At 33.7% G+C, this 23,395-nt stretch carries 18 protein-coding genes and 1 tRNA gene; 15 read left to right on the forward strand and 4 right to left on the reverse strand.

Translation table 11 applies throughout. The features are described 5' to 3' along the window. Window positions 1-196 precede the first annotated feature (196 nt). The 12 genes from AAT17_RS07220 (at window position 197) to AAT17_RS07275 (ending at window position 12,319) form a co-directional block, all read left to right on the forward strand. The gene (locus tag AAT17_RS07220; RefSeq protein WP_060523443.1) at window positions 197-2,338 is read left to right on the forward strand and encodes a TonB-dependent receptor; all 2,142 of its coding nucleotides are present in this window, start codon (window positions 197-199) and stop codon (window positions 2,336-2,338) included. Between the two features lie 99 nt (window positions 2,339-2,437). After that, window positions 2,438-3,052 carry a hypothetical protein gene (locus AAT17_RS07225; protein ID WP_060523444.1) on the forward strand — a complete coding sequence of 205 codons (615 nt, stop codon included), beginning with the start codon at window positions 2,438-2,440 and terminating at the stop codon, window positions 3,050-3,052. Between the two features lie 31 nt (window positions 3,053-3,083). Then, window positions 3,084-3,491: a methylmalonyl-CoA epimerase gene (gene mce, locus AAT17_RS07230; RefSeq protein ID WP_042276616.1), complete on the forward strand. Its 408-nt coding sequence runs from the start codon at window positions 3,084-3,086 to the stop codon at window positions 3,489-3,491. A gap of 72 nt (window positions 3,492-3,563) precedes the next feature. Beyond that, a tRNA-Ile gene (locus AAT17_RS07235) sits at window positions 3,564-3,637 on the forward strand. Between the two features lie 247 nt (window positions 3,638-3,884). Further along, the gene (locus tag AAT17_RS07240) at window positions 3,885-4,301 is read left to right on the forward strand and encodes a response regulator (RefSeq protein WP_042276618.1); all 417 of its coding nucleotides are present in this window, start codon (window positions 3,885-3,887) and stop codon (window positions 4,299-4,301) included. 2 nt (window positions 4,302-4,303) lie between these two features. Next, window positions 4,304-4,843 (forward strand): heme NO-binding domain-containing protein, encoded by a 540-nt coding sequence (locus AAT17_RS07245; protein WP_042276621.1) that lies wholly within the window; start codon window positions 4,304-4,306, stop codon window positions 4,841-4,843. Then, on the forward strand, window positions 4,844-6,436 hold the full coding sequence (locus AAT17_RS07250; protein WP_042276624.1) for a PAS domain-containing sensor histidine kinase: 1,593 nt from the start codon (window positions 4,844-4,846) through the stop codon (window positions 6,434-6,436). It begins immediately after the preceding gene. 2 nt (window positions 6,437-6,438) lie between these two features. Then, the gene (locus AAT17_RS07255; protein WP_060523445.1) at window positions 6,439-7,533 is read left to right on the forward strand and encodes an FIST signal transduction protein; all 1,095 of its coding nucleotides are present in this window, start codon (window positions 6,439-6,441) and stop codon (window positions 7,531-7,533) included. Then, entirely contained in the window at window positions 7,533-8,681 is a 1,149-nt protein-coding gene (locus tag AAT17_RS07260) for an ATP-binding protein (protein ID WP_060523446.1), read from the forward strand. Before AAT17_RS07255 ends, AAT17_RS07260 begins: the two co-directional genes overlap by 1 nt. Continuing rightward, window positions 8,678-9,001 carry a hypothetical protein gene (locus tag AAT17_RS07265; protein ID WP_060523447.1) on the forward strand — a complete coding sequence of 108 codons (324 nt, stop codon included), beginning with the start codon at window positions 8,678-8,680 and terminating at the stop codon, window positions 8,999-9,001. Before AAT17_RS07260 ends, AAT17_RS07265 begins: the two co-directional genes overlap by 4 nt. A gap of 8 nt (window positions 9,002-9,009) precedes the next feature. Further along, window positions 9,010-9,720, forward strand: a complete 711-nt coding sequence (locus AAT17_RS07270) for a LytTR family DNA-binding domain-containing protein (RefSeq protein ID WP_042276628.1) — start codon at window positions 9,010-9,012, stop codon at window positions 9,718-9,720. Between the two features lie 166 nt (window positions 9,721-9,886). After that, window positions 9,887-12,319, forward strand: a complete 2,433-nt coding sequence (locus tag AAT17_RS07275; RefSeq protein ID WP_060523448.1) for a DUF4114 domain-containing protein — start codon at window positions 9,887-9,889, stop codon at window positions 12,317-12,319. Between the two features lie 88 nt (window positions 12,320-12,407). Here AAT17_RS07275 and AAT17_RS07280 read toward each other — a convergent pair whose 3' ends face one another. Beyond that, window positions 12,408-14,492 (reverse strand): tetratricopeptide repeat protein, encoded by a 2,085-nt coding sequence (locus tag AAT17_RS07280; RefSeq protein ID WP_060523449.1) that lies wholly within the window; start codon window positions 14,490-14,492, stop codon window positions 12,408-12,410. Between the two features lie 147 nt (window positions 14,493-14,639). Between AAT17_RS07280 and AAT17_RS07285 the strand changes: the two genes are divergently transcribed. The 3 genes from AAT17_RS07285 to AAT17_RS07295 all read left to right on the forward strand — a co-directional run bounded on the left by AAT17_RS07285 (window position 14,640) and on the right by AAT17_RS07295 (window position 17,512). Further along, window positions 14,640-14,918 (forward strand): STAS domain-containing protein, encoded by a 279-nt coding sequence (locus AAT17_RS07285; protein WP_060523450.1) that lies wholly within the window; start codon window positions 14,640-14,642, stop codon window positions 14,916-14,918. A gap of 77 nt (window positions 14,919-14,995) precedes the next feature. Further along, window positions 14,996-16,213: an oligosaccharide flippase family protein gene (locus AAT17_RS07290; protein WP_216598148.1), complete on the forward strand. Its 1,218-nt coding sequence runs from the start codon at window positions 14,996-14,998 to the stop codon at window positions 16,211-16,213. A gap of 87 nt (window positions 16,214-16,300) precedes the next feature. After that, window positions 16,301-17,512 carry a glycosyltransferase gene (locus AAT17_RS07295; RefSeq protein WP_060523452.1) on the forward strand — a complete coding sequence of 404 codons (1,212 nt, stop codon included), beginning with the start codon at window positions 16,301-16,303 and terminating at the stop codon, window positions 17,510-17,512. Here AAT17_RS07295 and AAT17_RS07300 read toward each other — a convergent pair. Genes AAT17_RS07300 through AAT17_RS07310 form a run of 3 tightly spaced genes read right to left on the reverse strand, consistent with a single transcriptional unit; the run spans window position 17,505 to window position 23,279 of the window. Next, complete coding sequence (locus AAT17_RS07300; RefSeq protein WP_060523453.1) at window positions 17,505-19,013, reverse strand: glycosyl hydrolase; 1,509 nt, start codon at window positions 19,011-19,013, stop codon at window positions 17,505-17,507. The two genes, AAT17_RS07295 and AAT17_RS07300, sit on opposite strands and share 8 nt — an antisense overlap. After that, window positions 19,006-20,151, reverse strand: a complete 1,146-nt coding sequence (locus tag AAT17_RS07305) for a hypothetical protein (protein WP_060523454.1) — start codon at window positions 20,149-20,151, stop codon at window positions 19,006-19,008. The genes AAT17_RS07300 and AAT17_RS07305 overlap by 8 nt, the downstream gene beginning before the upstream one ends. Window positions 20,152-20,198: 47 nt before the next feature. Further along, complete coding sequence (locus AAT17_RS07310; RefSeq protein WP_253279754.1) at window positions 20,199-23,279, reverse strand: hypothetical protein; 3,081 nt, start codon at window positions 23,277-23,279, stop codon at window positions 20,199-20,201. Window positions 23,280-23,395: the final 116 nt, after the last annotated feature.

Below are 23,395 nucleotides of genomic sequence, written 5' to 3' on the forward strand. Positions count from 1 at the left end.
TATTATCCTACTAAATAAGGATATGGTAAAGATAAAGTTTTGCCATTCCCGATAAAAAGGTTTAGAAAAGATCTTCCCTTTCATCTAGTTAAAATAGAAAATGACAGTTGAGGTATGTGATTTCACATTTCAGGTAACTCAATTCTTTGTACACATAAGGTAATCACACTTTTGTATCAGAATAAAAACTGAAACCATGAAAATCCTTAATTACCTCATTTTCTTTATTAGTATATCATCAATATCCCAAACCAGCATTACAGGAACAGTTGTAGAACCAGATGGCACACCAGTTCTAGGCGCCAATGTTTATTTAGAAGGCACCTATGATGGAACGACTACAAACATGGATGGAGTATTCAATTTTACTACTACCCAAACAGGTGCTCATACCCTGGTAATTACTTTTATAGGATATGATGAGTTTAGGCATAACGCAAGCGTAGGCCAAATGCAAGAAATCAAAGTACGCTTGCGCGAAAGCATGAATTCACTTAATACAGTTGTGATTAGTGCAGGTAGCTTTAGTGCTGGAGATAATTCAAAAACCAACGCTTTAAAACCCTTAGATATTGTTACTACTGCAGGTGCGCTAGGAGATGTTATAGGCGCTTTTCAAACACTTCCAGGAACCAGCGCAAATCCAGATGACGGACGCTTATTCATAAGAGGTGGCCAGGCTGATGAAACACAAATTTTCATCGATGGTAGTAGAGTTTTTCAACCTTTCTTACCCGTTACAGGAAACATTCCTACTCGTGGTAGGTTTTCTCCTTTCTTATTTGATGGCATTTCTTTTTCCACTGGTGGTTACAGTGCGGAATTTGGTAATGCACTGAGCGGAGTTTTACTTCTAAACTCAACCGATCTACCGCTCGAGGAACGTACAGATTTATCTGTTATGACCGTAGGAGCATCAGCTAGTAGAACAGAAATTTGGGATAACGAAAGCATTACTGTAAACGCATCCTACTTTAACCTAGGCCCTTACAACGAGCTCATCCCTCAAAACAATCAGTTTGAAGACCCATATCAATCTCTCGCAGGTGAAGCTGTATATCGTAAAAAAACTAACAAAGGCCTGTTCAAAGCCTATGGAGCCTATTCCTATTCCGATTTTAGTCTCATTCAAGAAGACATTAATTTACCAGATGGAATTTTCTTTGGACTTAATAACAACAATCTTTATGGTAATTTAAATTACGAAGTTGAATTAGGTAACGAGTGGTCATTAGAATCAGGAGCAAGTTTTTCCCATGACCGCAACCAATTAAAGATATCAGAAACTAGAATTAGAACACAGCAAAATGCTACCCATTTAAAAGTAAAAACAAATAAACGGTATAGCAATTATTTTAATATGAGTTATGGCGTAGAACAGTTCTCTATTAACACCAATCAAGACGTTGCATTAACTAATGAAAGCTTTAAATCAGGGATCACTTTTTCCAATACTGCTGCCTATGCTGAATCTGAAATATTTGCCAATAAAAGCCTGGCCTTTAAGATAGGCGTACGTGCCGATTATTATGACCACCTACAAAAAGTTAATGTCTCACCTAGATTGAGCGCAGGACTCAGTTTAACTGATCACAGTCAGGTCTCTCTCGCCTATGGTGATTTTTACCAACCGCAAACAGATCAAGCTTTGCAATATGAGTCAAGGCTAGATAATCAAAGAGCAACCCATTTTATAGCTAATTATTTATATAAGAAAAATGGCCGCATGCTACGTATTGAAGCTTATCGAAAAAACTATAACCAGTTATTACGATACGATACGAGCATGCCAGAAATCAATAGTTCATTTAATACAACTGGTGATGGATATGCGCAAGGGTTAGACGTATTTTGGAGAGATGACAAGAGCTTGAAAAATCTTGAGTACTGGGTAAGTTATAGTTATTTAGACACTGAAAGACAATTTAGAAACTTTCCTGAACAGGCAACTCCTAATTTTGCTACCGATCATAATTTGAGTATCGTAACTAAGTATTGGGTAGAAGATTGGAAGTCTCAAATAGGTCTTACTTACAATCTAGCAAGTGGTAGGCCTTATACCGATCCCAACAGTAGCGGATTTCAAAACAGCAAGGCAAAATCATTTCAATCTTTAGATATGAGCTGGGCTTACCTCATCGATGATCAAAAAATCTTGTATCTATCTGTAAGCAACGTTTTAGGTCGTGAAAATATATTTGGTTATCAATATAGTAATACACAAAACTCAAATGCGCAATTTGACCGCAGAACCATAGGGCAAGCTGCAGATAGGTTTATTTTCCTTGGATTTTTCTGGACGATAGGTGGTAACGATAATCAATTGGATAATTTATAAGAGCAACAACTCAGTACTATTAAATAACAGTTGGGTTAATTACGCTTTCGCGAAAGCGAACTCACACATAAACTTGTATCATATTTAAAACAAAACATTATGAAAACTCTTTATTTACTACTAGTAATATGTATCAGTCAACAAGTCATTGCTCAATCACCTTATGAAAAAGCCATGAACAACGCATTCACCTCGATGAAAACAGACTTGATTGAAGCCGCACCACAATTTGAACAAATCGCGAGAGTAGAAAAAGAAAATTGGTTGCCAACTTATTATGCTGCGTTTTGTTATCTAAATAGTTCTTGGGGACAAAACCCAAAAGATCAAACTGCACTGTACTTGAAAAAAGCGCAAGAACAAATTGATAATGCCTTACTAATTTCTCCGGATAATACAGAGGTTATGGTTTTACAAGCACTACTTTATACTGCTTATATAACCATGGATAGTAGCACTTATGGTATGAAGTTATCACCTAAAGTAACAGCGATCTATGAGAAAGCTATGAAGTTAACACCTAATAATCCACGAGTGGTGACTAGCAGGGCACAATGGTTAATAGGTAGTGCCAAGTTTTTTGGTAAAGACATAACACCTTACTGCAGTCAACTTGATACCGCACTTGAGTTATTTGAAAAAGAAACTCCAGATGGTTATGCACCTAGATGGGGAAAAGAAGGGACTATTGAACAGCTTAAAAATTGTCAATAATACTTATGTAGTATTTTTGAAAAAAACTTTTATGCTAGGTAAAATTGAACATTTAGGTATAGCCGTAAAGGATCTCGATAAAGCAAACGAAACCTATACCAAGTTATTAGGAAGAAAACCTTATAAACAAGAAGAAGTAGCTAGTGAGCACGTTATGACTAGCTTTTTCATGAGCGGTGAGAATAAAATTGAACTTTTGGCCGCTACGCATGAAGACAGCGCTATTTCAAAATACATCGCAAAACGAGGAGAAGGAATACATCATGTGGCTTTTGCTGTTGAAAACATCTATGAAGAACTAGAAAGGCTAAAAAAAGAAGGGTTCACTATTTTAAATGCAGAACCTAAGAAAGGTGCTGATAATAAGCTTATTGCGTTTGTACATCCAAAAGACAGTAATGGTGTCCTAGTAGAATTATGTCAAGAAATAACAGAATAATTTGCTACAACCGACAAATAGATTAAATTTGCAGTCCTTTTAAAGGAAGAAAGAAATAAAACAACTTCTTTCGGGCCTATAACTCAGTTGGTTAGAGTATCTGACTCATAATCAGAAAGTCCCTGGTTCGAGCCCAGGTGGGCCCACAACTTGAAAAGCCATTCAGTTTACTGAGTGGCTTTTTTGTTTTTACAATACTTTATGTAATTAATTTATAACTCGTTACTTCTTTACTATTACGTAAAAGACAAAAGGTGATTTAATGCATTGCGCAAAGAGAAAAACCATTCGTCGACACTTAACTGCCATCCGTCGACACTTAAAAGTGTAGTCATCGATAATGGAGCTGAGATTTTGAGCATACATGCTAATTTGCTGCACAATTTTACCGTTATGAAAGGTCGTTCCCTTAAAATTTTACTTTTAGAAGATGATACTATTGAAGTGATGAAAGTCAATCGTGTTATTAACTCTCAAGAAATAAAACATCAACTCATAGAAGCCAGTAATGGTGAAGAGGCTTTAGATATTCTAAATAAAAAAGATAGTTTACCAGATATTATTTTATTAGACCTAAATATGCCAAAAATTAATGGTATTGAGTTTTTAGAAAAGTTAAAGAACGATGACAGATTGCGCTACATTCCTGTAATTGTTCTTACAACATCGGGTAATCATCGTGACCTATTGGAATGTTATAAAATAGGTGTGGCAGGATATGTTCTTAAACCTTTAAAATATGAAGATTACGTTTTTAAAATGGAAAAACTCTTATCTTACTGGAGTATAAATGAACTAATCACCTTATAAGAATGAAAGGAATCATATTCACAGAATTTTTAGAACTAGTAGAAGAAAAATTCGGACTCTCGATGGTTGATACCATTATCAATGAATCTGAATTGGAATCTCAAGGGATATATACCTCGGTTGGAACCTACGAATTTTCAGAAATGTTACAACTCATTACCCATTTAAGTAAGAACACTAATATTTCTGTGGATGATTTATTACTCGTTTATGCAGAACATTTGTTTGCTGCTTTAATCAATATGCATCCCAATATCGTGGAGCACTATAAAGATCCCATGGATCTCGTAGCCTCTATCGAAAATCACATTCATGTTGAAGTAAAAAAAATATATCCCGAAGCTCAACTACCAACTTTTGAAATACAAGAGAAAAATTCTGATTCAATGAAGATAATTTACAAATCAGATAAGGCTCTCTATATGCTTTGTAAAGGATTGATGACAGAAACATTCAAGCTGTTTAAAACTCCTGTAAATATCGAGTTCTATAAACTCAATGAATTAGGAACTGAAGTAAGATTTGATATAAGCTATGCTTAAATGTCACAAAACGAAATAGACATATTAAAAAGGGCTTTATCTAGAGAAAAAATGGCCCGTAAACAAGCTGAAAAAATTCTAGAAGAAAAGTCTGCAGATTTATATAAGTTAACTCAAGAACTTAAGAGTAGTAACCAACAGCTTGAAAAGCTTATTTATGAAAAAAACTCGCAATTACAAGGCGTTTTTGAAAACATAGTAGATGCTTATGTTATTATGGACCTACAAGGTAAGGTCCTTAAAATGAATGATTCTGCGATAGAGTTATTGGAACAGAATAATGAAGAAAAAGAATTTAGTTTATTAGAGTTAGTAAAAGACAATGATCTTGACCATGTTGCTAATGGCTTTAACAAATTAATCACCAAAGGTTCTATTACTAATTTTCAAATTCACATCCACACTAAATCGGGAAAAACTAGGTTAGTCCATATCAATGCTAGTATTATCAAAAACGAAGAAGGTAAACCTGTTGCAGCACAAGGTATAGTACGCGATATTACGTTAGATGCGGCCTATCAAAAGGCTGTTGAGGCTGAAAGAATAAAGTATAGGTCTATCATTGATAATATGAATATCGGTCTAGTTGAAGTAAACTCAAAAGACGAAATTCAACTAGTAAATAGGAGATTCATTGAAATGACTGGCTATCAAGAAGAAGAGCTTATCGGAAGAAATGGAAAAGACTTTCTTTTAATTGAAGCAGAAAAGAAAATTTTTAATCCCGATGAAACAGAACTTATTGATGACGGATCTTATACTTATGAACTAAAAATTAAAAACAAGAATCAAGAAACTAAATATTGGTTATCCAGTGGTATTAAAAACGTTGATGTAAAAGGAAATCAATTAGGATCAATAAGAATTCATCTTGATATTACAGATTTTAAGAACCTTCAATTACAAAAGGAAGATCTAGTTAAAAGTCTAGAAAAAAGTAATAATGAGTTAAAAGAATATGCTCACATAGTTTCTCATGACTTAAAATCACCATTGCGTAGTATTAACGCATTGGTATCTTGGTTAAGAGAAGACAATAAAGGTATTTTAAACGATTCCAGCATTCAAAATATTGAGTTGATTGAGTCTACTCTAGAAAAAATGGAATCATTAATTAGTGGAATTCTCGAGTATAGCGTTTTAGACAAAAACGTAGAAGCTTTTAAAAAAGTGAATCTGGAAAGCTTAATAAGCGAGGTAATCGAAATGATTTACGTTCCAGATCACATTCAATTCAAGATAAATAATAAATTCCCTATTATAAATGGTGATAAAATTAAACTGCAGCAATTATTCCAAAATTTAATTGCTAATGCCATTAAATACAATGATAAAGATCTTGGTATTATTACCCTTAGCTGTAAAGATCAAGGTAGTTTTTACGAGTTTGCGATTGAGGATAATGGGATAGGAATTGAAGAGCAATATCATCAAAAAATCTTTAAAATTTTTCATGCCCTTCATCACTCTAAAGACTCGTCAGGAATTGGTCTTTCAATTGTAAAAAAAATAGTCAATTTACATGGTGGAGAAATATGGCTAGATAGCACTCCTAATCAAGGAACCACTTTTTATTTTACCTTAAAGAAATAACTATGTTAATCAAGTCTATCACTAGCAAAGAAATTGCTCTGGATATTAAAGATCACGTAGGTGCTCACGGTGCTTTAATTGCTGTTGCAGAACATACAGAATTGGATATTCCAGCATTAGTTGATGATCTCAATGAGATTGGAGTCACTTTTATGGGTGGGATCTTCCCAAAAGTCATTCATAACAATCAGGTTATTGAACAAGGTATAGTAATCAACACCCTACAAAATTTAGAAAAGATTTGTTTAATAAAAGAATTAAGCTCAACCAATTACACTATTCCAAAATTTGAATTTCAAGATGGTTCCTACAGTATAATCACCTACGTTGACGGTTTGACTTCAAATATTTCTCATTACATGAGTACATTGTATGAAAATTATGGAATGCAAACGAATTATTTTGGCGGTGGGGCAGGTAGTTTGTCACTTCAACAAAAACCATGTGTATTTACTAATGAAGGATTTTTTGAGGACGCAGCGGTCTACAGTATTGTTAAAATGTCATCCCATATTGGAGTAAAACATGGATGGAGTAAAGTTGACGGCCCTTATATCGTTACCAAAGCAGATGGTGATGTCATTCAAGAGATAAACTGGCAAAACCCGTTCGAAATCTATAAAACTGTTGTAGAAAAGCACTCTAACAAAAAATTCAGTGATGATAACTTTTTTGATATTGCAAAGGGTTACCCTTTTGGTATTGTTAAAAACGATGGTGAGTGCATTGTAAGAGATCCTTTAATGACTAATGAGAAAGGAGAGATAATTTGTATCGCCGAATTAGAGGACAACTCACTGGTTGATATTTTGAATGGAGACAATAATTCACTAATAAAAGCAGCTGAACAAGCTGCACAAGAAAGTCTGTTACACGCTAGCAAACCGAGAAAGGCAATAATAATTGACTGTATTTCTAGGGTACTGTTTCTAGAAACTGATTTTGATAAAGAACTTCGCTCAATAACGGGAACACTAAAAGAAAAATATCCACATATTTCAATAAGTGGAGCGCTCACGTTGGGTGAAATATCGTCATACGGTGAAGGGTTTCTTGAATTCTATAATAAAACAGTTGTAGTAGGATTATTTGAATAATGCAAATACAAAATCACATACTTGAGGTCTTACAGTTATATGAATACGCAATGGCTATTGGGAAATCTTTGGATTTCAAAAATAATTGCGAGTCATTTATAAAGTTGCTGCTCAAGCGTCAAAACTTGAATGCAGCTTGGGTACTTAAAGGAAAAGAAAATTATTTTGAAACTGTTTATTCTTTACCAAAAGGAACAAGTTTAAGAGTCAAAGGATCAGAACTGCCATTGTCTATAATTGATAATGAATACATACTGCTCGATGTTGAAAAACATGAGATTCTAAATCAACTATCTCCGATTTCTTTAAAACAAGGTCATGTTGCTGTATATAATTTAAAAACTATTGGGTTTTTATTTCTGTATACCAAAAAAAATAATTTAAATCAAAAAGAATTAGCTCAGTTAAAACCGGTAATTGACAAGTTTACAACTAGCTTGCGTGCGAGTACAGCATTTGAAGAACAGCAAAATTTATTAAATAATTTAGAAGCCAGAAATCAAGAGTTAAGTGATTACGCTCATATGGTTTCCCATGACTTAAAATCTCCTTTACGCAGTATTGACACATTATCTTCCTGGCTTCAAGAAGATTATAAAAACTCACTAGATGCTACTGGGCAACAACATCTTGATACAGTAAGAGAAAATGTTCTCAAAATGGATAACCTTATTGATGGTATTCTACAATATTCTAGTATCGACAAACACAATTCCGATTTTTATGATGTCCATCCTAACAAGATAATTTCTGAAATCATAGACTCCATAGTTGTTCCTGAAAATATAAAACTTGTAGTTAATGAATTACCAGTTATTAAAGGTGATACCTACAGAGTACGACAACTATTCCAAAACCTGATTACCAATGCTATAACCTATAATGACAAAGAACAAGGTCATATTGAAATAGGTTACAACAATAGTGAAAAAGGTATCTTTTACATAAAAGATAACGGTATAGGAATCGATAAAAAATACCATCAAAAAATATTCAAAACATTTGAAAAGCTCGAGAATAAAAAAGGTTCTTCAGGAATAGGCCTTTCAATAGTAAATAAAATTATCGAGTATTATAACGGACAAATTTGGATAGAATCTGAGCCTGGAATAGGAACCACATTCTATTTTACATTACCTAAAACATGACAGAACAACCCAACCGCTCCTATATAGATGCACTTTGTCGAGGCGATAAAGTATTTGAAGAAAAATTAATCAAGGTCATCAAATTGGAATTTCCCGATGAGGTAAAGGTCTATCATGAAGCCTTTAATGAAAAAAAACAAACCAAAACTGCAGAGGCTGTTCACAAACTCAAGCATAAAATAAGTATCTTAGGGCTAGAAAACGGTTATCAAACAGCCGTTAAATATGAGGATGAAATAAGGGAAGGTAATTACGACTTGCATAAAGAGTTTGAAGCTATTCTTAACAGCATGTCTACCTACTTAAAAACACTAGAATAGCCAGCAAAATGAAATGTATTATCATAGATGATGAAGCTACGGCAAGATTAATCATTGAAAATTACTGTAGTGATATAAAAGGTTTACAAATTATCGAGCAGTTTTCAAATGCTATCGACGCCATGAAATACCTCAATCAACACACTGTTGATTTAATCTTTCTAGATATTCACATGCCTAATTTTAATGGTATGGATTTTATTCAAACCATTAAAAATCCACCTAATGTAATACTCACCACGTCAGACCCTAATTTTGCTATTGAAGCTTTTGAATATGAGTGTATTGTAGGTTATCTAATTAAACCCATTGACCTTAATAAATTTAATAAAGCTGTTCAAAAAGCAGTTACACAGTTTAAGTCGAAAAAAGTCGAAAAGCAAAAAGCCGATGTAAGCCTTAACGAAGATGATATTCTATATGTAAACATTGACAGAAGACTCATTAAAATCGATATGCCTTCCATTTATTTAGTTGAAGCCAAAGGCGATTACATTATGATTAAAACTGAAACAAAGAACTATATCGTACACAGCACATTAAAGAAAATTGAGGAAAAATTACCTGATAATACCTTTCTTAAGGTACACCGTTCTTACATCATTAACGTTCAAAAGATCATTGATATTGAAGACAATTGTGTATTGATTAAAAAGGACATCGTTCCAGTAAGCAGGTCCAATCGCCCTATTTTAATGAAAAGATTAAATTTATTGTAGTAGATGTGACATATTACGCTTTCGCGAAAGCGTGTTAACCACCTATAATAGAATCCAGTAATCTAGTTGATCAAACCATTCAACTACACTTAACGCCTGTCTAGCGAAAATACACCTAACAAGGTCGTTTATACTTCTAATTTTGACACACATAAACAAAGTCAAGATGAAGAAAATACTACTCCTTTTGTTATTCGTATCTCAAGTAATATGGGCTCAAGGTTATCAATATCTAGGAGCCTATGATTCCATGGGCACACCTTTATATTTAGAAAACCCAGGTGATGTGGTAGGTAGCGACACTATGGATATGGTGGGCTATTCTTTGCCAGAAGGTTATCCTGTTCCCATCTACAATCCTCACTATATAACAGCTGGATACGATACCGATCTTATTATTGATAGTCTAGCAGACGTATGGGTAACCTTCGTAAGTGAAGGTGCAGGTTATAAGAATGTTTTAGGTTTTTATACCTATGATATTAATAATCCTCCAGTTACAGCTCCTACTCCATCAGACATAACAATTATTTTTCCTAACGTATCTGCTCTATACAGCGGTGGCGGATTATTAGCTGGTGATAAAGTTAAAATAGGAACTTTTCCTGCAGGAACGGGAATTGGATGGGTTCTTCTGGCAAATGCATGGAATAGTTCTACATCTTCTATAGGTAATCCGCTTTGGGCTGTACACTCAAACCCAGACTTTAACCCAGAAGCCCTACCCGAACTACAGCATCATAATGTCTTGCTACAAGATGCTGAAAACGAAAGAATCATTTTAGGATTTGAAGATGTAAGAAGAGATTACGGCTCGTGCGATAATGATTTTAATGATGCTGTATTTTACGTTTCTGCAAATCCATACACTGCATTGAGAACAACAAATTATGCCGATGTAAGCAAATCGGCAACTGTAACATCGGGAAATACGGGTGGTTTAGAAAGTGATGGTAAGCTAGCTAGCCTAGTTGCAGTTAGAAATTTTAAACGATCTAAAGAAAACCATCAATCAAATAAGAAAAATCAAGAGAGTTTTACTTCATATATTTCAAAAAACGGCGGAACTCAAACGACTCTTGATACTTACATTCCTAATACCGGAATGTATGGAACTGAAGTGGCTCAAGTATCTACACCGCAAGACCTTATAGGAATTACCAATGCAAATGAAGTTTTATCAGTAGATTATTATGAACAAAGTAATCGCGTAGCGGCTGTTCTAGCAACTAGTACAACAGGATCTATATACGATCATTCCAAAGTTATTTGCGATCGATTAAATAATTCCTCACTAGACGACGTACGTGTAGTAACCGTAAATGGGTATCCCATGATAAGTTCAAAAATAACTCGAGCCAATGGTGAGGTAGAGTACGCATTGGGTTTTTCCATTAAACACGACGGTACTCAAAATGAACTATATAGTTTGTGGGAAATAGGCCAGTATCCTACAGGAGATTATTATAATTTTCAAGTATGGGGAAGTTCTTTTTCACAGGTTTTTGCAATTACTAATGGTATCCTAAGCAACTTTAACCAATCACAATCTGTAGTTAATACTACCATGACAGCTACAGTACCAGAGGTGTTCGTAAATTCTGGTTACTATAAAAATGGAGCGCTACACCTTACTATCACAAATAAAACTGGTGTTTTAAATATGAGTTTTTCTGGGAATATGTCTGTAACAGAACAATCGGGAAGACAAAACATCACGCAATCCATTAATCTTTCAGGCGCCTATCAAGAAGATATAATAATTCCAACTGGTGGCTTATTTGATATTGGATTTTCTATCAATACAGGATCTTCACAGCCCGACACTCTATATCTAGCTGATGGACCATGGGGACTGGACTATCTAGACACCTATGCAACTGTATCACAGTTTGATATTAATGCGGGTAATACATCGGTTTCACCAAATGTTTATCATGTGGAACGTAATCCTATTGTAACTGGTAATGTAAAGGGTAATATCAACCTTTTTAGACACCTATTACCTGGTGATCAAAGTCTGGATATAACAAATTATGACACCATTCAATTTGATTTAAGCAATGACCAAGATGTAGAGGTTGTTCTGGTTCCAAATGCAGATGTCGCCTGGACTGACAGGTATACCTTTACCATTCCGGCTAATCAGGGAAATACTACTACTCATACGATAAGAATAAATGAATTTGAAAATAGATCAGGAGTTCGATTCTCTTATCCAGACATTAAAACTATTGTTTTTTCAGTTATAAGTGATTATTCCACAACTATTCCATTTTCAATAAGTATTAATGATTTAAAAATCGGTCAATTCTCAACGCTGTCGGTGAACCAAAATTACGATGCTATTGCACAGGTTATGGTGTATCCTAATCCGGCTAGTACAACTGCCTACTTTAAGTTGCCAGTATCTACAAGTTCAATTGAACTACACATATATGATATAAATGGAAGATTGATGGATCGTAAAACTGAATCTTTGTTAGAAACTGAGAATAGCTTTAAATATGATGTGACTTCGCTTAAAAAAGGCTATTATGTTTATAAAATTCTTACAGCAAACAACGAATCTTTTATGGGGAAACTCGTGAAACAATAGGTATAAGGAATTGTGGTTAGTTATGTTTTCGCGACCGAGCAAAGCGAGGGAAGACAGAAAAAAGGCTTGGAGTAATCTGAGTCTTTTTTTATTCCATTTTTTTTGCTTCTGAAAAATTAAATAGTGGTCTTTTTGTAATGTACCATCTAAGGTTCAAACCGAATTCAGTAAACGTAAAACCGGCGGTAGTTGTTGACGCAATATTACTTTGCAATCCATATAAATCAATAAAAGCTCGATCTGACAATTTGTAACCCAACTTGGCCTGTACACGATAAGTAGATTGACTAGGATTGTCCTCTATGACTTGTAAACCTGTAGCAAGATTAATATCGTAATACCATTGATTAATCTTAATCGAATTAAGATCTCTATTAAGGTTTAAGAAAATTTCTACAGCATTAAAACTGCTAGGGCTAAAATATGTGGTAGGCACTTGATTTTTAAAGCTTATATATTGGTAGTTTACACCTGCTTTAAGAACAGGTTTTTTGAAAATGTTATAATATAATGAGGTAAAAAGCAAATTACGAGTATTATTATCGTTCTGCGAGGTATAATAATATTGAGTAAACCATCCTAAGTTGAAATTGGTACTTAGATTATAGTTTACATAATAGTTGTTTTGAATCAATTGTCTATCTAGTAAAGCTGCATTGAAACTTTCCAAAGTGCGTTGATAACCTAGTGATAAGGATTGTAATTTGAGTGCGTTAATATTGAGTGAGAGGTTTGTGACAACCTGACTTTGGTTAGTATTCTCACTATTAGTGTTAATGACACCCAACAACCCTTTTAAATCAATTTTTGGAATTATCGTGTATTTAGATCCTAATTGGAATGAGTGTGCGGTTGCTGTAGTAGATAACAAATCATTACTTGTATTTCTATAAGTATAATCTGCTAGTAATTCCCATTTTGCACTCATAGGAACTTTTAGTGTGAGTTGTGAACTATACGCCTCATTTTCACCATTATCAAAGCTATAGCTAGGTTTGAAATTTAAGTATGGAGTAAAACTTTGATCTATATTTTTTAGAAACTTAGTAACGTCTTTTTGTTGATTAAAAATGTCTAATGTTTGAATTCCTTTAAGGTAGGCTTGTTGGTAAAGGCCTAATGCTTTTAATGAGTTTGCTTTACCTAAATTACCGTCAAAGGATAATGAATCATTATTTAAAATTTTATCGTAGTCTTTGATACTTGATTTAAAATTACTTTTATAAACATTGTTAGTAGCTCTTAATGCTAGTATCCAGTTTTCATTACCATAATCGTTTAAAAGCATTTCAATTTTATCTCTTGCTTTTTTATACTTGGAGTTCCATATAAGAGCTTGCACATACCGTTCATGTGTTCTTGCAACCGTATTGGGTTCAATATTTGAAGTTATCAGGCTTAACGATTTTGAAGCTGTTTTTAAAGCTTTTTTATCCTGATTCTTTAAATGTTGTACCAAGGCAATACCGTTTAATGAAATAATACTGTCAGTTCTTGTTTTATTTATTCTCTTATAAGTAATAAATGCACTATCTATTTTTTCTGAGATCAAGTAGGTATTAGCTAGCACCTGAAGTAATTCAGTATCCTCCTTTATTAATTTATTTACTTCATTCAAGGTATTTATAGCTGCTTGAGTTTTTTGGTTTTTTACTAGTGAATCTGAATATCCTAAATGTATGTACTTTTTAGAGGTAAGAGCATTGGCATTGTTAGGTTCTAATTCAAGAGCTTTATTGATATAAATAATAGCTTGATCATATAATTTTAAATTTGAAAGAGTATTTGAATATCCTAATACAGCTGGAAAACTATTCGGTTGGGATCCTAGTAATTTCTCGTAGTATTCTTTCGCTTGTTGAAACTCTTTGTTCCAAAGAAGGGACTCGGCATAATTAAGTTTAATTTCAAAATCATTGGGATATTCATCCAGTAAATCAACAAACATATTCTTTGCTAACCTAGGGTTATCATTAAGACCGGTCGCCCTAGCGTAACAAAGCTTTGCTGTTTTGTTGTTAGGAAAACCCTGTAAAACCTGGTTAAAAAAAACCTGGGCTTCTCTAAATTGACCTTTCTCTAGCATTTTAAACCCTTCTGACATTTCCTGTGAATAGAGTCTATTACAACAAAACAATGTTATTATAAAGGAAATTAAAACATACGTTTTCATAAAATCATAGGTAAATCGGGTTAGACTAAAGATAATTACCACTGGTCCACAGTAAAATGCGATTAAACGAAAATAACCAATCTAAGCCTTTAAGCTAGAGCATCTTTGTAGAGAATAAAAAATAAAAATCATTTAAATATCAATATTATGTCTTTACAAATTAACAAATTAAACGGGATTTATGAATTAACTGGAGTGCTTGATTTAACCACTGCAAAACCATTATTAAATCATATAAAATTATTGCAAGAGTTTGAGAACTCTATTGATATCAATATAGATAACCTATCACTGATTGATAGAACAGGTGTTGCTGCACTACTTACTATACTTTCTTTGTCTCTAAGAACTGATTGTGATATCACTATCTCTGGTAGAGGTTACAAAGATATTTATAACGAGTACAGAGATAATCAAGCTGCATAAAACAATAATTTAAAAAAGTTAAAATGTTAGCCAGTACCTTCCTTAAATCAAAAAAAATTCCCTCAGAACAATTATTTATGTTAAGTGTTCTATTGGTGAACGGTGGTAATTATTTTTATAATTTAATTCTGGGAAGGCTATTGGGGCCATCACAATTTGCAGATGCAGCAGTACTCGTTACTTTTTTATTAGTGCTTTCTTTTTTAGCCATGACATTTCAGCTGGTTACCACAAAATTTAGCGCCTTATTAGAATATTTTGATTTATCCTCATTCATCAATTCAATATTTAAACTGTCTGTGATTACCGGTATTATCATCGGTGCAATAATTATTGCCTTATCAAAGTGGCTTCAACAAGCATTACAAACTCAAAATTCTATGATGTTTGTGATTTTTGGAACAGCGGTTCCTGTTTACTTTATATTGAGTGTAAATAGGGGTTTTCTTCAAGGAAATAATCAATTCAAACCTTTATCCATTACCTATCAATTGGAAATGGTAACTAGGTTAGTTTTAACTGTCAGTTTTCTTTTGTTCATACCAAAATTAGAACCCATAATGAGTGTTTCCATAGGTATCGTGATTTCATTAATCGCAGGTTTCTTCCCCTTCAAATTGACGCCTTTCATTGAGAGAATGTCAATTAAATCCAGTCTGATTTTAAGTCGACCTGTGAAACACTTTTTTATTGTTACCCTATTCTATGAACTTACTCAAATCATTATAAATAATAGCGACATTTTATTAGTGAAGCATTTTTTCAACAGTTATGATGCAGGATTATATGCTTCTCTTGCTTTAATAGGTCGAGTAGTTTACTTCATGGCATGGATGTTTGTAATGCTCTTACTTCCTAAAGTAATCGAACTGAAAAAAAACAATAAAAACACAACTCAGATTTTGTTTAAATATGTAAGTTATATCACCTTATTGTGTATGGTAATTGTTATTGGAACTATCCTTTTACCAGAAACCATAGTAAGCTTACTGTTTGGTGATGAGTATTTAGAAATAGCACCATTGTTGTGGAAATACGCTGTGGCAACCTCATTGTTTGCAATCGCTAATATATTCTCGTATTACTTCTTATCATTAGGAAATTATATTCCTGTAATTATTTCCGGGATTATGGGAATGATGCAGGTGGCAATGATTTACTTGTTTCATGATTCTCTTCACACAGTTGTTCTAGTTCAAATAATAGCTATGGTTGTGCTTCTTACTGGACAAGTATTATACTTCTACCAATCAAAAACAGATCAAAACCATTCATCTACACCAACAGGTATTTAGTCTACACATATAAGTGTGCAATCGTTTTTGACTGATTAACACGTTTAAAACTAGGCATATTTGTATAGACATTAAAAACAAAGATCAATGAAAATCGCAGTCGTAACATCGTTTCCTCCTAGTAAAATAACACTAAATGAGTATGCTTTCCATTTGGTAAAAAGCTTAAGTGATCATGAAAAAATTTCAGAGATTGTATTATTAACTGATCACACGGTTGAAGAAAAAGATTTAAGTTTTAAAAATGATGATTGCATCATAACTGTCAAAGAATGTTGGTCCTTCAATAGCTACTGGAACTTAAAATCGGTTACTAAAGCAATTAACGAAACTAATCCAGATCAGGTTTTATTCAACCTGCAATTCATGAAATTCGGAGACAAAAAAGTAGCTGCTGCATTAGGTTTAATGTTACCCTTAATGTGTAAACTAAAAAAAATACCTACAGTTGTTTTGCTGCATAACATTCTTGAGGAAGTAGACTTATATAGCGCCGGTTTTACAAATAACATTATCCTTAAGAAAGCTTATAACTTAATAGGCTCTTTACTTACTAGACTCATATTACAAGCAGATGTTGTAGCCGTTACTATGCAGAAATATGTAACCATTTTACAAGAGAAATACAACACAAGTAATGTAAGGCTTATACCTCATGGAACTTTTGAAATTCCTCAACAAGAACCTAGCTACGATGCAAATACTGGCGCGTTGAAGGTAATGACCTTTGGGAAATTTGGAACTTATAAAAAGGTAGAGAATATGATCGAGGCTGTAGAATTAGTACGTGAAAGAACTCACTTAGATATTGAGATAATAGTTGCAGGAACTGATAACCCAAACGTTCCTGGATATTTAGAAGGTGTTAAAAAGAAATACAGTAGCGTTGAAAAGGTAACGTTTACTGGATATGTAGAAGAGGATGAGGTGCCTGTAATCTTTCGCGAAAGCGATATCGTTATATTCCCATATACATCTACTACTGGTAGTTCTGGAGTATTGCATCAAGCAGGAAGTTATGGTAAGGCTGTAGTAATGCCTGATCTAGGAGACCTAGCTCTACTTACTAAAGAAGAAGGTTATAGAGGTGAGTTTTTTGAGCCTACTAGCATTACTAGTTTAGCATCTGCCATTGAAGTATTACTTACAAACGATGCTCACCGTCGCGCTATAGCTCGTTCAAATTTTGAGGCTGCAACTGCTTATCCTATGAGTAAGATTGCACAATTATATGTTGATGTTTTTGATGAATTACAGACTGAATCTAAGTCTGTAAACCATTTACAGGTTGTTAATTAGATAAATGTTTAAAGGTTGGTTTCTTATTGCCATGGACGTCGATAAATCCATAGAATTTTTGAGGATTTCGGCGCCATGGCAATATTCCTGTTACCTTATCAGGAACTTGATTAAAATCATATAAAGTCCAGGACATAGCAGGAATTTTCTTCTCTTTCAGGATTGAGTTGGCTTTTTTATGATACTCTGCTTGTTCTTTTTCACTAGAACTCAAACCCAGTATTCCTGTGTAAGAACTCCATCCATATTCGGTAATAACAATTTCTTTTTCAGGGATTTGAGAACGAAGTTTTTCCCACTTATTTGATAATTCATCTAGGTCTTCATAATAATGAAAAGATACAAAGTCTACATGTTCACTTAATCCTGTCGCAGCTTGTGCATTTGACCAACCTACAGTGACTGGATGATCCTGGTCTAGTAATTTTAAACGATAAATCATTTGTTCAAGCCACGAATCTACCATGGAACGACTTCGGTTTTCATAATCGAGATCTGGCTCGTTTTTTAAGTCATAACCTAATAAAGCTGGGTGATTCATTATTTGTGGAATCAATTGATTTAAATGCTGTGTGGTCATTGTCCAGTCTTCGATATCATAATTACCATAAAAGTCAAATAGAGTTACCAGAACGTCTAGATCATTGGAATGAGCGCTATCTAATAGCTCGAGCAGTTTATTAACTTTCTTACTTTGTACGTATTCCTTTCCAAAATCCTCATACCCAATAAAAATTCTAATCGTATTAATGCCTTGATTTTTAAGCAGCTTAAAATCTGAATCAAAAGTGGCCTTTGTAATACTATCATTAAAGGTATCCCAAGGAAATTTTTGAGGGTAATAATTAATTCCTCTTACTTTACTGTGCAGTGGTAAGGTTTCAAAATTTGAGGTTATAGAACGCACGCCTGTTGAAACTAACTGCCTTATGTGCCAGTGACCATCCTGTAGTAGTAACACAACCTTATAGTCATTTGATGTGTTTTGTTCATCGATTATCTGATTATCTTGATACGTTTTTTGATATTGAAGTACTTCGGTATCTGATATAACCACAATTTGACCATCCTCGCTCATAAACTCTATTTTAGGATGATGCTCTAGCGTAGTCATCTCAACGGTTGTTCCGTTTTTAATATTATAGTCGATAATAGATTTTAGTTTGCCCAATGAGCGCTTTGTGTAAAAATCTGAAACACCGTTAATGTCGTTATTTTTAAGAGCATTTGCTTTTACACGCCATGCGTTTAAATAATCTTTCTCTATTGTAGCAAGCATGGTTTTATTAACGGATCTACCTTTTACTGCTGTTGTATCCCAGGTTATTATAGGTCGATAAGTGCGTTGTTCTAGCTGTTCAGTATGTAGCATTTTACTGCGATCTGCCCCAGTATTTAAATAACTGTATACGCTTCCTATCGCTAGGATTACACAGGCTATAAGTCCTAGGTAAAGTAAAACCAGTCCAGATCGTAATATATTTACGCTAAAGTTATTCAACAGCTACGTTTTTAAGATGTTTCACGATTCCACCAGCTGTAATTTTAATATCATAGTCTCCTTTTTCAAACACGTTTGGGTCTAGATAAAATGTAACATCACCGTTTAAGGTTCCTTTATTTAAGTTATGGTCGCTATCATTTCCAACTATAATTGCCTCGACTGTAAATCCGTCTGGAATGATTTGGCCTAGGAAACTAGTAAGTGATGTGACCTTTATACTTCTACCCGTAATCTGAATATCAAAATCTTTGATAGCTGGTAAAAATTCAATTTTCACATAATTGCTTACAGCCATATTAGGGATTAGGGCACGTACTTCCCATGACTCGGCTTTTTCTGGATGAAGTAGGTTTGCTGTTGCTACTCCGTTAATAGTTGTTGCAGTGGTTTGTCTAGTTGTTCCATTTTCCGTTTGAACGTAAAAAGTAACAAGCGTTCCATCAGAAACTGTATTTCCATAACGGTCGGTAATTGATGAGGTAATGAGTTGTAGTGTTTGATTACCATCTGCATATGGGTGATTACGCTTTCGCGAAAGCGTAAAATCCACAGCCCTACCAGCCATTATATCAATCGTGTGTTCCTTACTAGATACATTTCCCGATGTGACCGTCGTAATTAATTTACCAGTAGATGTAGGAGCATTGAGAATATCAAACGTAAAAAGGTCATTAATCATAAGATCTTTTTCCTCTTTTTTGAAGTCTATAAAGTTTTTAAGAGTAACTGTAGTACTGTCCAACTGAGGATTATCAAATTCATCAACCGGAAGAATAGTGATCATAGTAAAATCATCCTTACTAGCTTCTAAAGTAGGTGGACCAACATAACTCTCAATGTGATGTATGTTTTTAGGTAAAATTTTAAGTTTACCTTCCAAATTAGTTTGAAGTAATTTCCAATAAAACACACCAGCTTCATTTGAGATAAACTGAGGTATTGGATATTTTAAATAGGTGTCGTTTTTTATAGGCTTAATTAGAATAATGCCTTGATTACCCATTATTTTAAGTAAAGGAATGTCATCAGTGGTGGCACTTATTTTTAGGACAATGTTATCTCCTGCAAGGTATTCAGTAGTTGTGTTTATCAATCGATATGTAGGATCCACATACGGGTGTTCTTTGCTTGACATAAGCAAAGTCACTATCATAATCAGGATATGTGAGTTTCTTAAAATCATTAATTAGGATTACCTATATAACTGTTCAACTCTATTTTAATATATGGGATTTCACTATTGCTTGTAGGTATTAATGTATGTTCAACTTTGTCATCATAACTAGCATGGTAATTAGGATTGGGTAATCCATTTACATAGCAATTTGACATGTTTGAATTGATGGTTTTTAATTCTTTGAGATCAGAAAGTTTAATTTCAAAGTTTGACTTGCGCTGCGGTCTTATCGCATCAGTAATAAAATGATGTTCTACCCAAACTAGATTTGAATGTTGATCATAATAGGATATTAGTAGTTGAGGTACTGTTACTTGTTGATTGCCCGCATTGAATAAGGAGCCTGACAATTTATCTCCCTTTATATGAAGCTCATTGATAGTTAGTGCTTTATACAAATCTGTTATAGCTACATTACCAGCAGCTTGAAGATTAAAAACCTGCGGTTCACTTTCAAAATTAATAGGTGTATAATGGTCTGGATCAAATCCTGACGGAATACTGTCTTTGGTATTTTGCCAGGCGATACCTTCAAACTTGATTTTGAAACTACTGATCTCTTTAGGTAACAGTTTGTGCTTTAAATCGTATTGAGCATTATAACTAGCTAGCTCTTTATTGCTGTTATCGTAAATAGTACCATTTACAACAACATCTGCAGGAACATTATCTATATTTTGTATCTCACCAAGTAAATAATACTGTCCATCATTTTTAACAAGTTTGCTATTGAGTAGTTGAAGTTCTGGTTGTTTAAGTACGTCCTCGTGAAACGTTTTTTCTATCGTTGCCTTGCGCCTTCCTTGATTATAAAAATCTGTTTGATTAACACTTATGAATTGATCTGGAGGAAGATCTGGATCTTTTTCTTGTAATTGAATGTACCAATTGCCATCACGTTTTACTGTAGAAATATTCGTGGTTTTTTCTAATTTCTTCAATGGAGTAATCCATTTTGTTAAGACTTGAACGATAGCTGTGCTATCAGTAGATGATACAATTTGAGTGTTTATTTCGTCTAGCTTACCATAAGAACTTAATAATCCGTCAGATACTGAAACCTCTAGCATATATTGATCAAGGGAAAGTTCACTTTTTACGTCAATATAGCTATGTGCCTTTTTAAATTCCTTGAAATCAAGAGCGTCATAATAAGCTATACTTACATTCTCTGGACTATGGTGGGCATCATTTTTAATGTATAATAAATAAAGACCAATAATTGAGATGATTACTATAATTATTGACCATATATGTAGTAGTACAATTAAACTCCAAGGTATGTTTTTGATTGTAAAAGGTACTTTTAAATAATCCGGTAATCTAACCTCTTTATATTTCAACAATCTTAATAAAAGCAAGTGAAAATTGAGCACAAATGCTATAATCACTGTCAATGTAGGTATGATTCCCCAAAGCAATTTTTGCCATTGTGCGACATCTTGAAAAGGTAAAATTTTTGGTAATGGAGCAACATTAAGTTTTTCCCAAACCATAATTCCGTTTTCCAGTTGTTGTAATCTTTGCCATCCACTGAAATATAGCATTGGATCATAAAATTTATCATTAGAAAAAATGTATTTCAAATGATACTTTTCTGGAGCGGTTAAAAATTGTTGTAAAGAGCCTAAACCTTCTACACCTTTAAACTTTGAATTTTCTAATCGTTCTATCGGTCTTGTTGTCAACTCTGGTAATCTGCGAGCAGAATGATAATTACCATCAACCGTTAGTGCATTTGTTTGAGCAGATAGCCATGCCATTTGATCTCCAAATCCTAATGTTAAATACCTCCATTCATGGTGTTGATCTTGATCAAGAAAGTTGACTATGGGTAGCATTTTAATTTTAGGCGGCTGCGACGGCCTAAAGTTTCCTAGAGTTATTGTAAAAATACTGAAAAAAATGATTAAACCAGCTAATACACCACCGCTCAATCTATGATAAACGGCACCTAATTTACTTTGAATCAACTCTTTTATATCACCATTTATAAATCTATAGGCAAACTCACCCAACATAGGCAACGACATTATGGAAGCCCATAACGTAAATCTATCTAAGGTAAGAATGTTAAAGGCGTTTTCTCCTAATACCGTTCTTGGTATAGGAGTAGTTCCTCCTGTTCCCAATATAGTAAGTAAAGTAATAGACAAACCGAAAAACAAATAACGCTTACTATAATACCTATAGAATATATAAGGTAGAATTAACAGAAGAATACCCCATGGAATTAAAAAGAAAACAAGTCCTGAAGAAGTGATTTCTATAAAATTATCTCGTGATCCATGTGGTATAGGAACCTGTGTTATTGGATTATTTTTAGTGTTAATCCAATATGGTAAAATACAACCTATTATAATTACTAAAGAACAAGCTCCAAATACTACTATCCTTTTAAACAATTTAAAAAAACTAACTAGGAATACCTTAAAAGTGATTTGTTTGTACGTAGAAACACGATCTCTTGAATGGTCCATAATGACCATTCCGATTAATGGAAAAATAAAAAATACCATCCCAAAAATCGGTGTGACATGATGTGAGGTAACGGTAACCGCGATTAAGGATAAGCTCGTTATTAAATATTTGATTTTACCATTTTTCAACCATAAATAAATTTCTGGTAGGGCATGCATAAGTACCGATATTCCAACTATACTAGGTAATTGACCGAATATGTGTAGTGTTTCAACAAATGAAGAAGAAAAAACAGCTAGAAGCGCAGCGTAACCTGCACAATTTCTGTTTGAAGTAAGTAATAGAGTGAATCGGTAAACACCGGTAATAAATAAGATAACTCCTACTATAGCAATAGTGAACATACCAAACTTCAATCCACCTATATTACTTAACAAGGCTATAGATTGATGCACCAATGGTGGATAACTCATTACTGTAAAACCAGTATACCACTTAAAGTTCCAAGGTTCAAACCAATTACTAGCATAGTGTTCTGCAAAAAACAAATGAATAAGAGCATCATAGGTCGTTTCCAGAGTATAAAATATCGTAGCACCATGAAACAACAGCCCTACGAATAAAGCTGCTATTAATATTTTATTGGTCTTTTTAGATGATTTCAATGGTTGCATTTTATACATGCTAAAGATATAACAAGGAATTTATCCAACCATCGGCATTTATCCTAGCTCGACTGCCACTCGTCTATAGTTAAATGACAACCAGCGAATTTCAACGA

Origin of the sequence: Nonlabens sp. MIC269 (assembly GCF_001430865.1) — a bacterium.
Taxonomy (GTDB): Bacteria; Bacteroidota; Bacteroidia; order Flavobacteriales; family Flavobacteriaceae; genus Nonlabens; species Nonlabens tegetincola.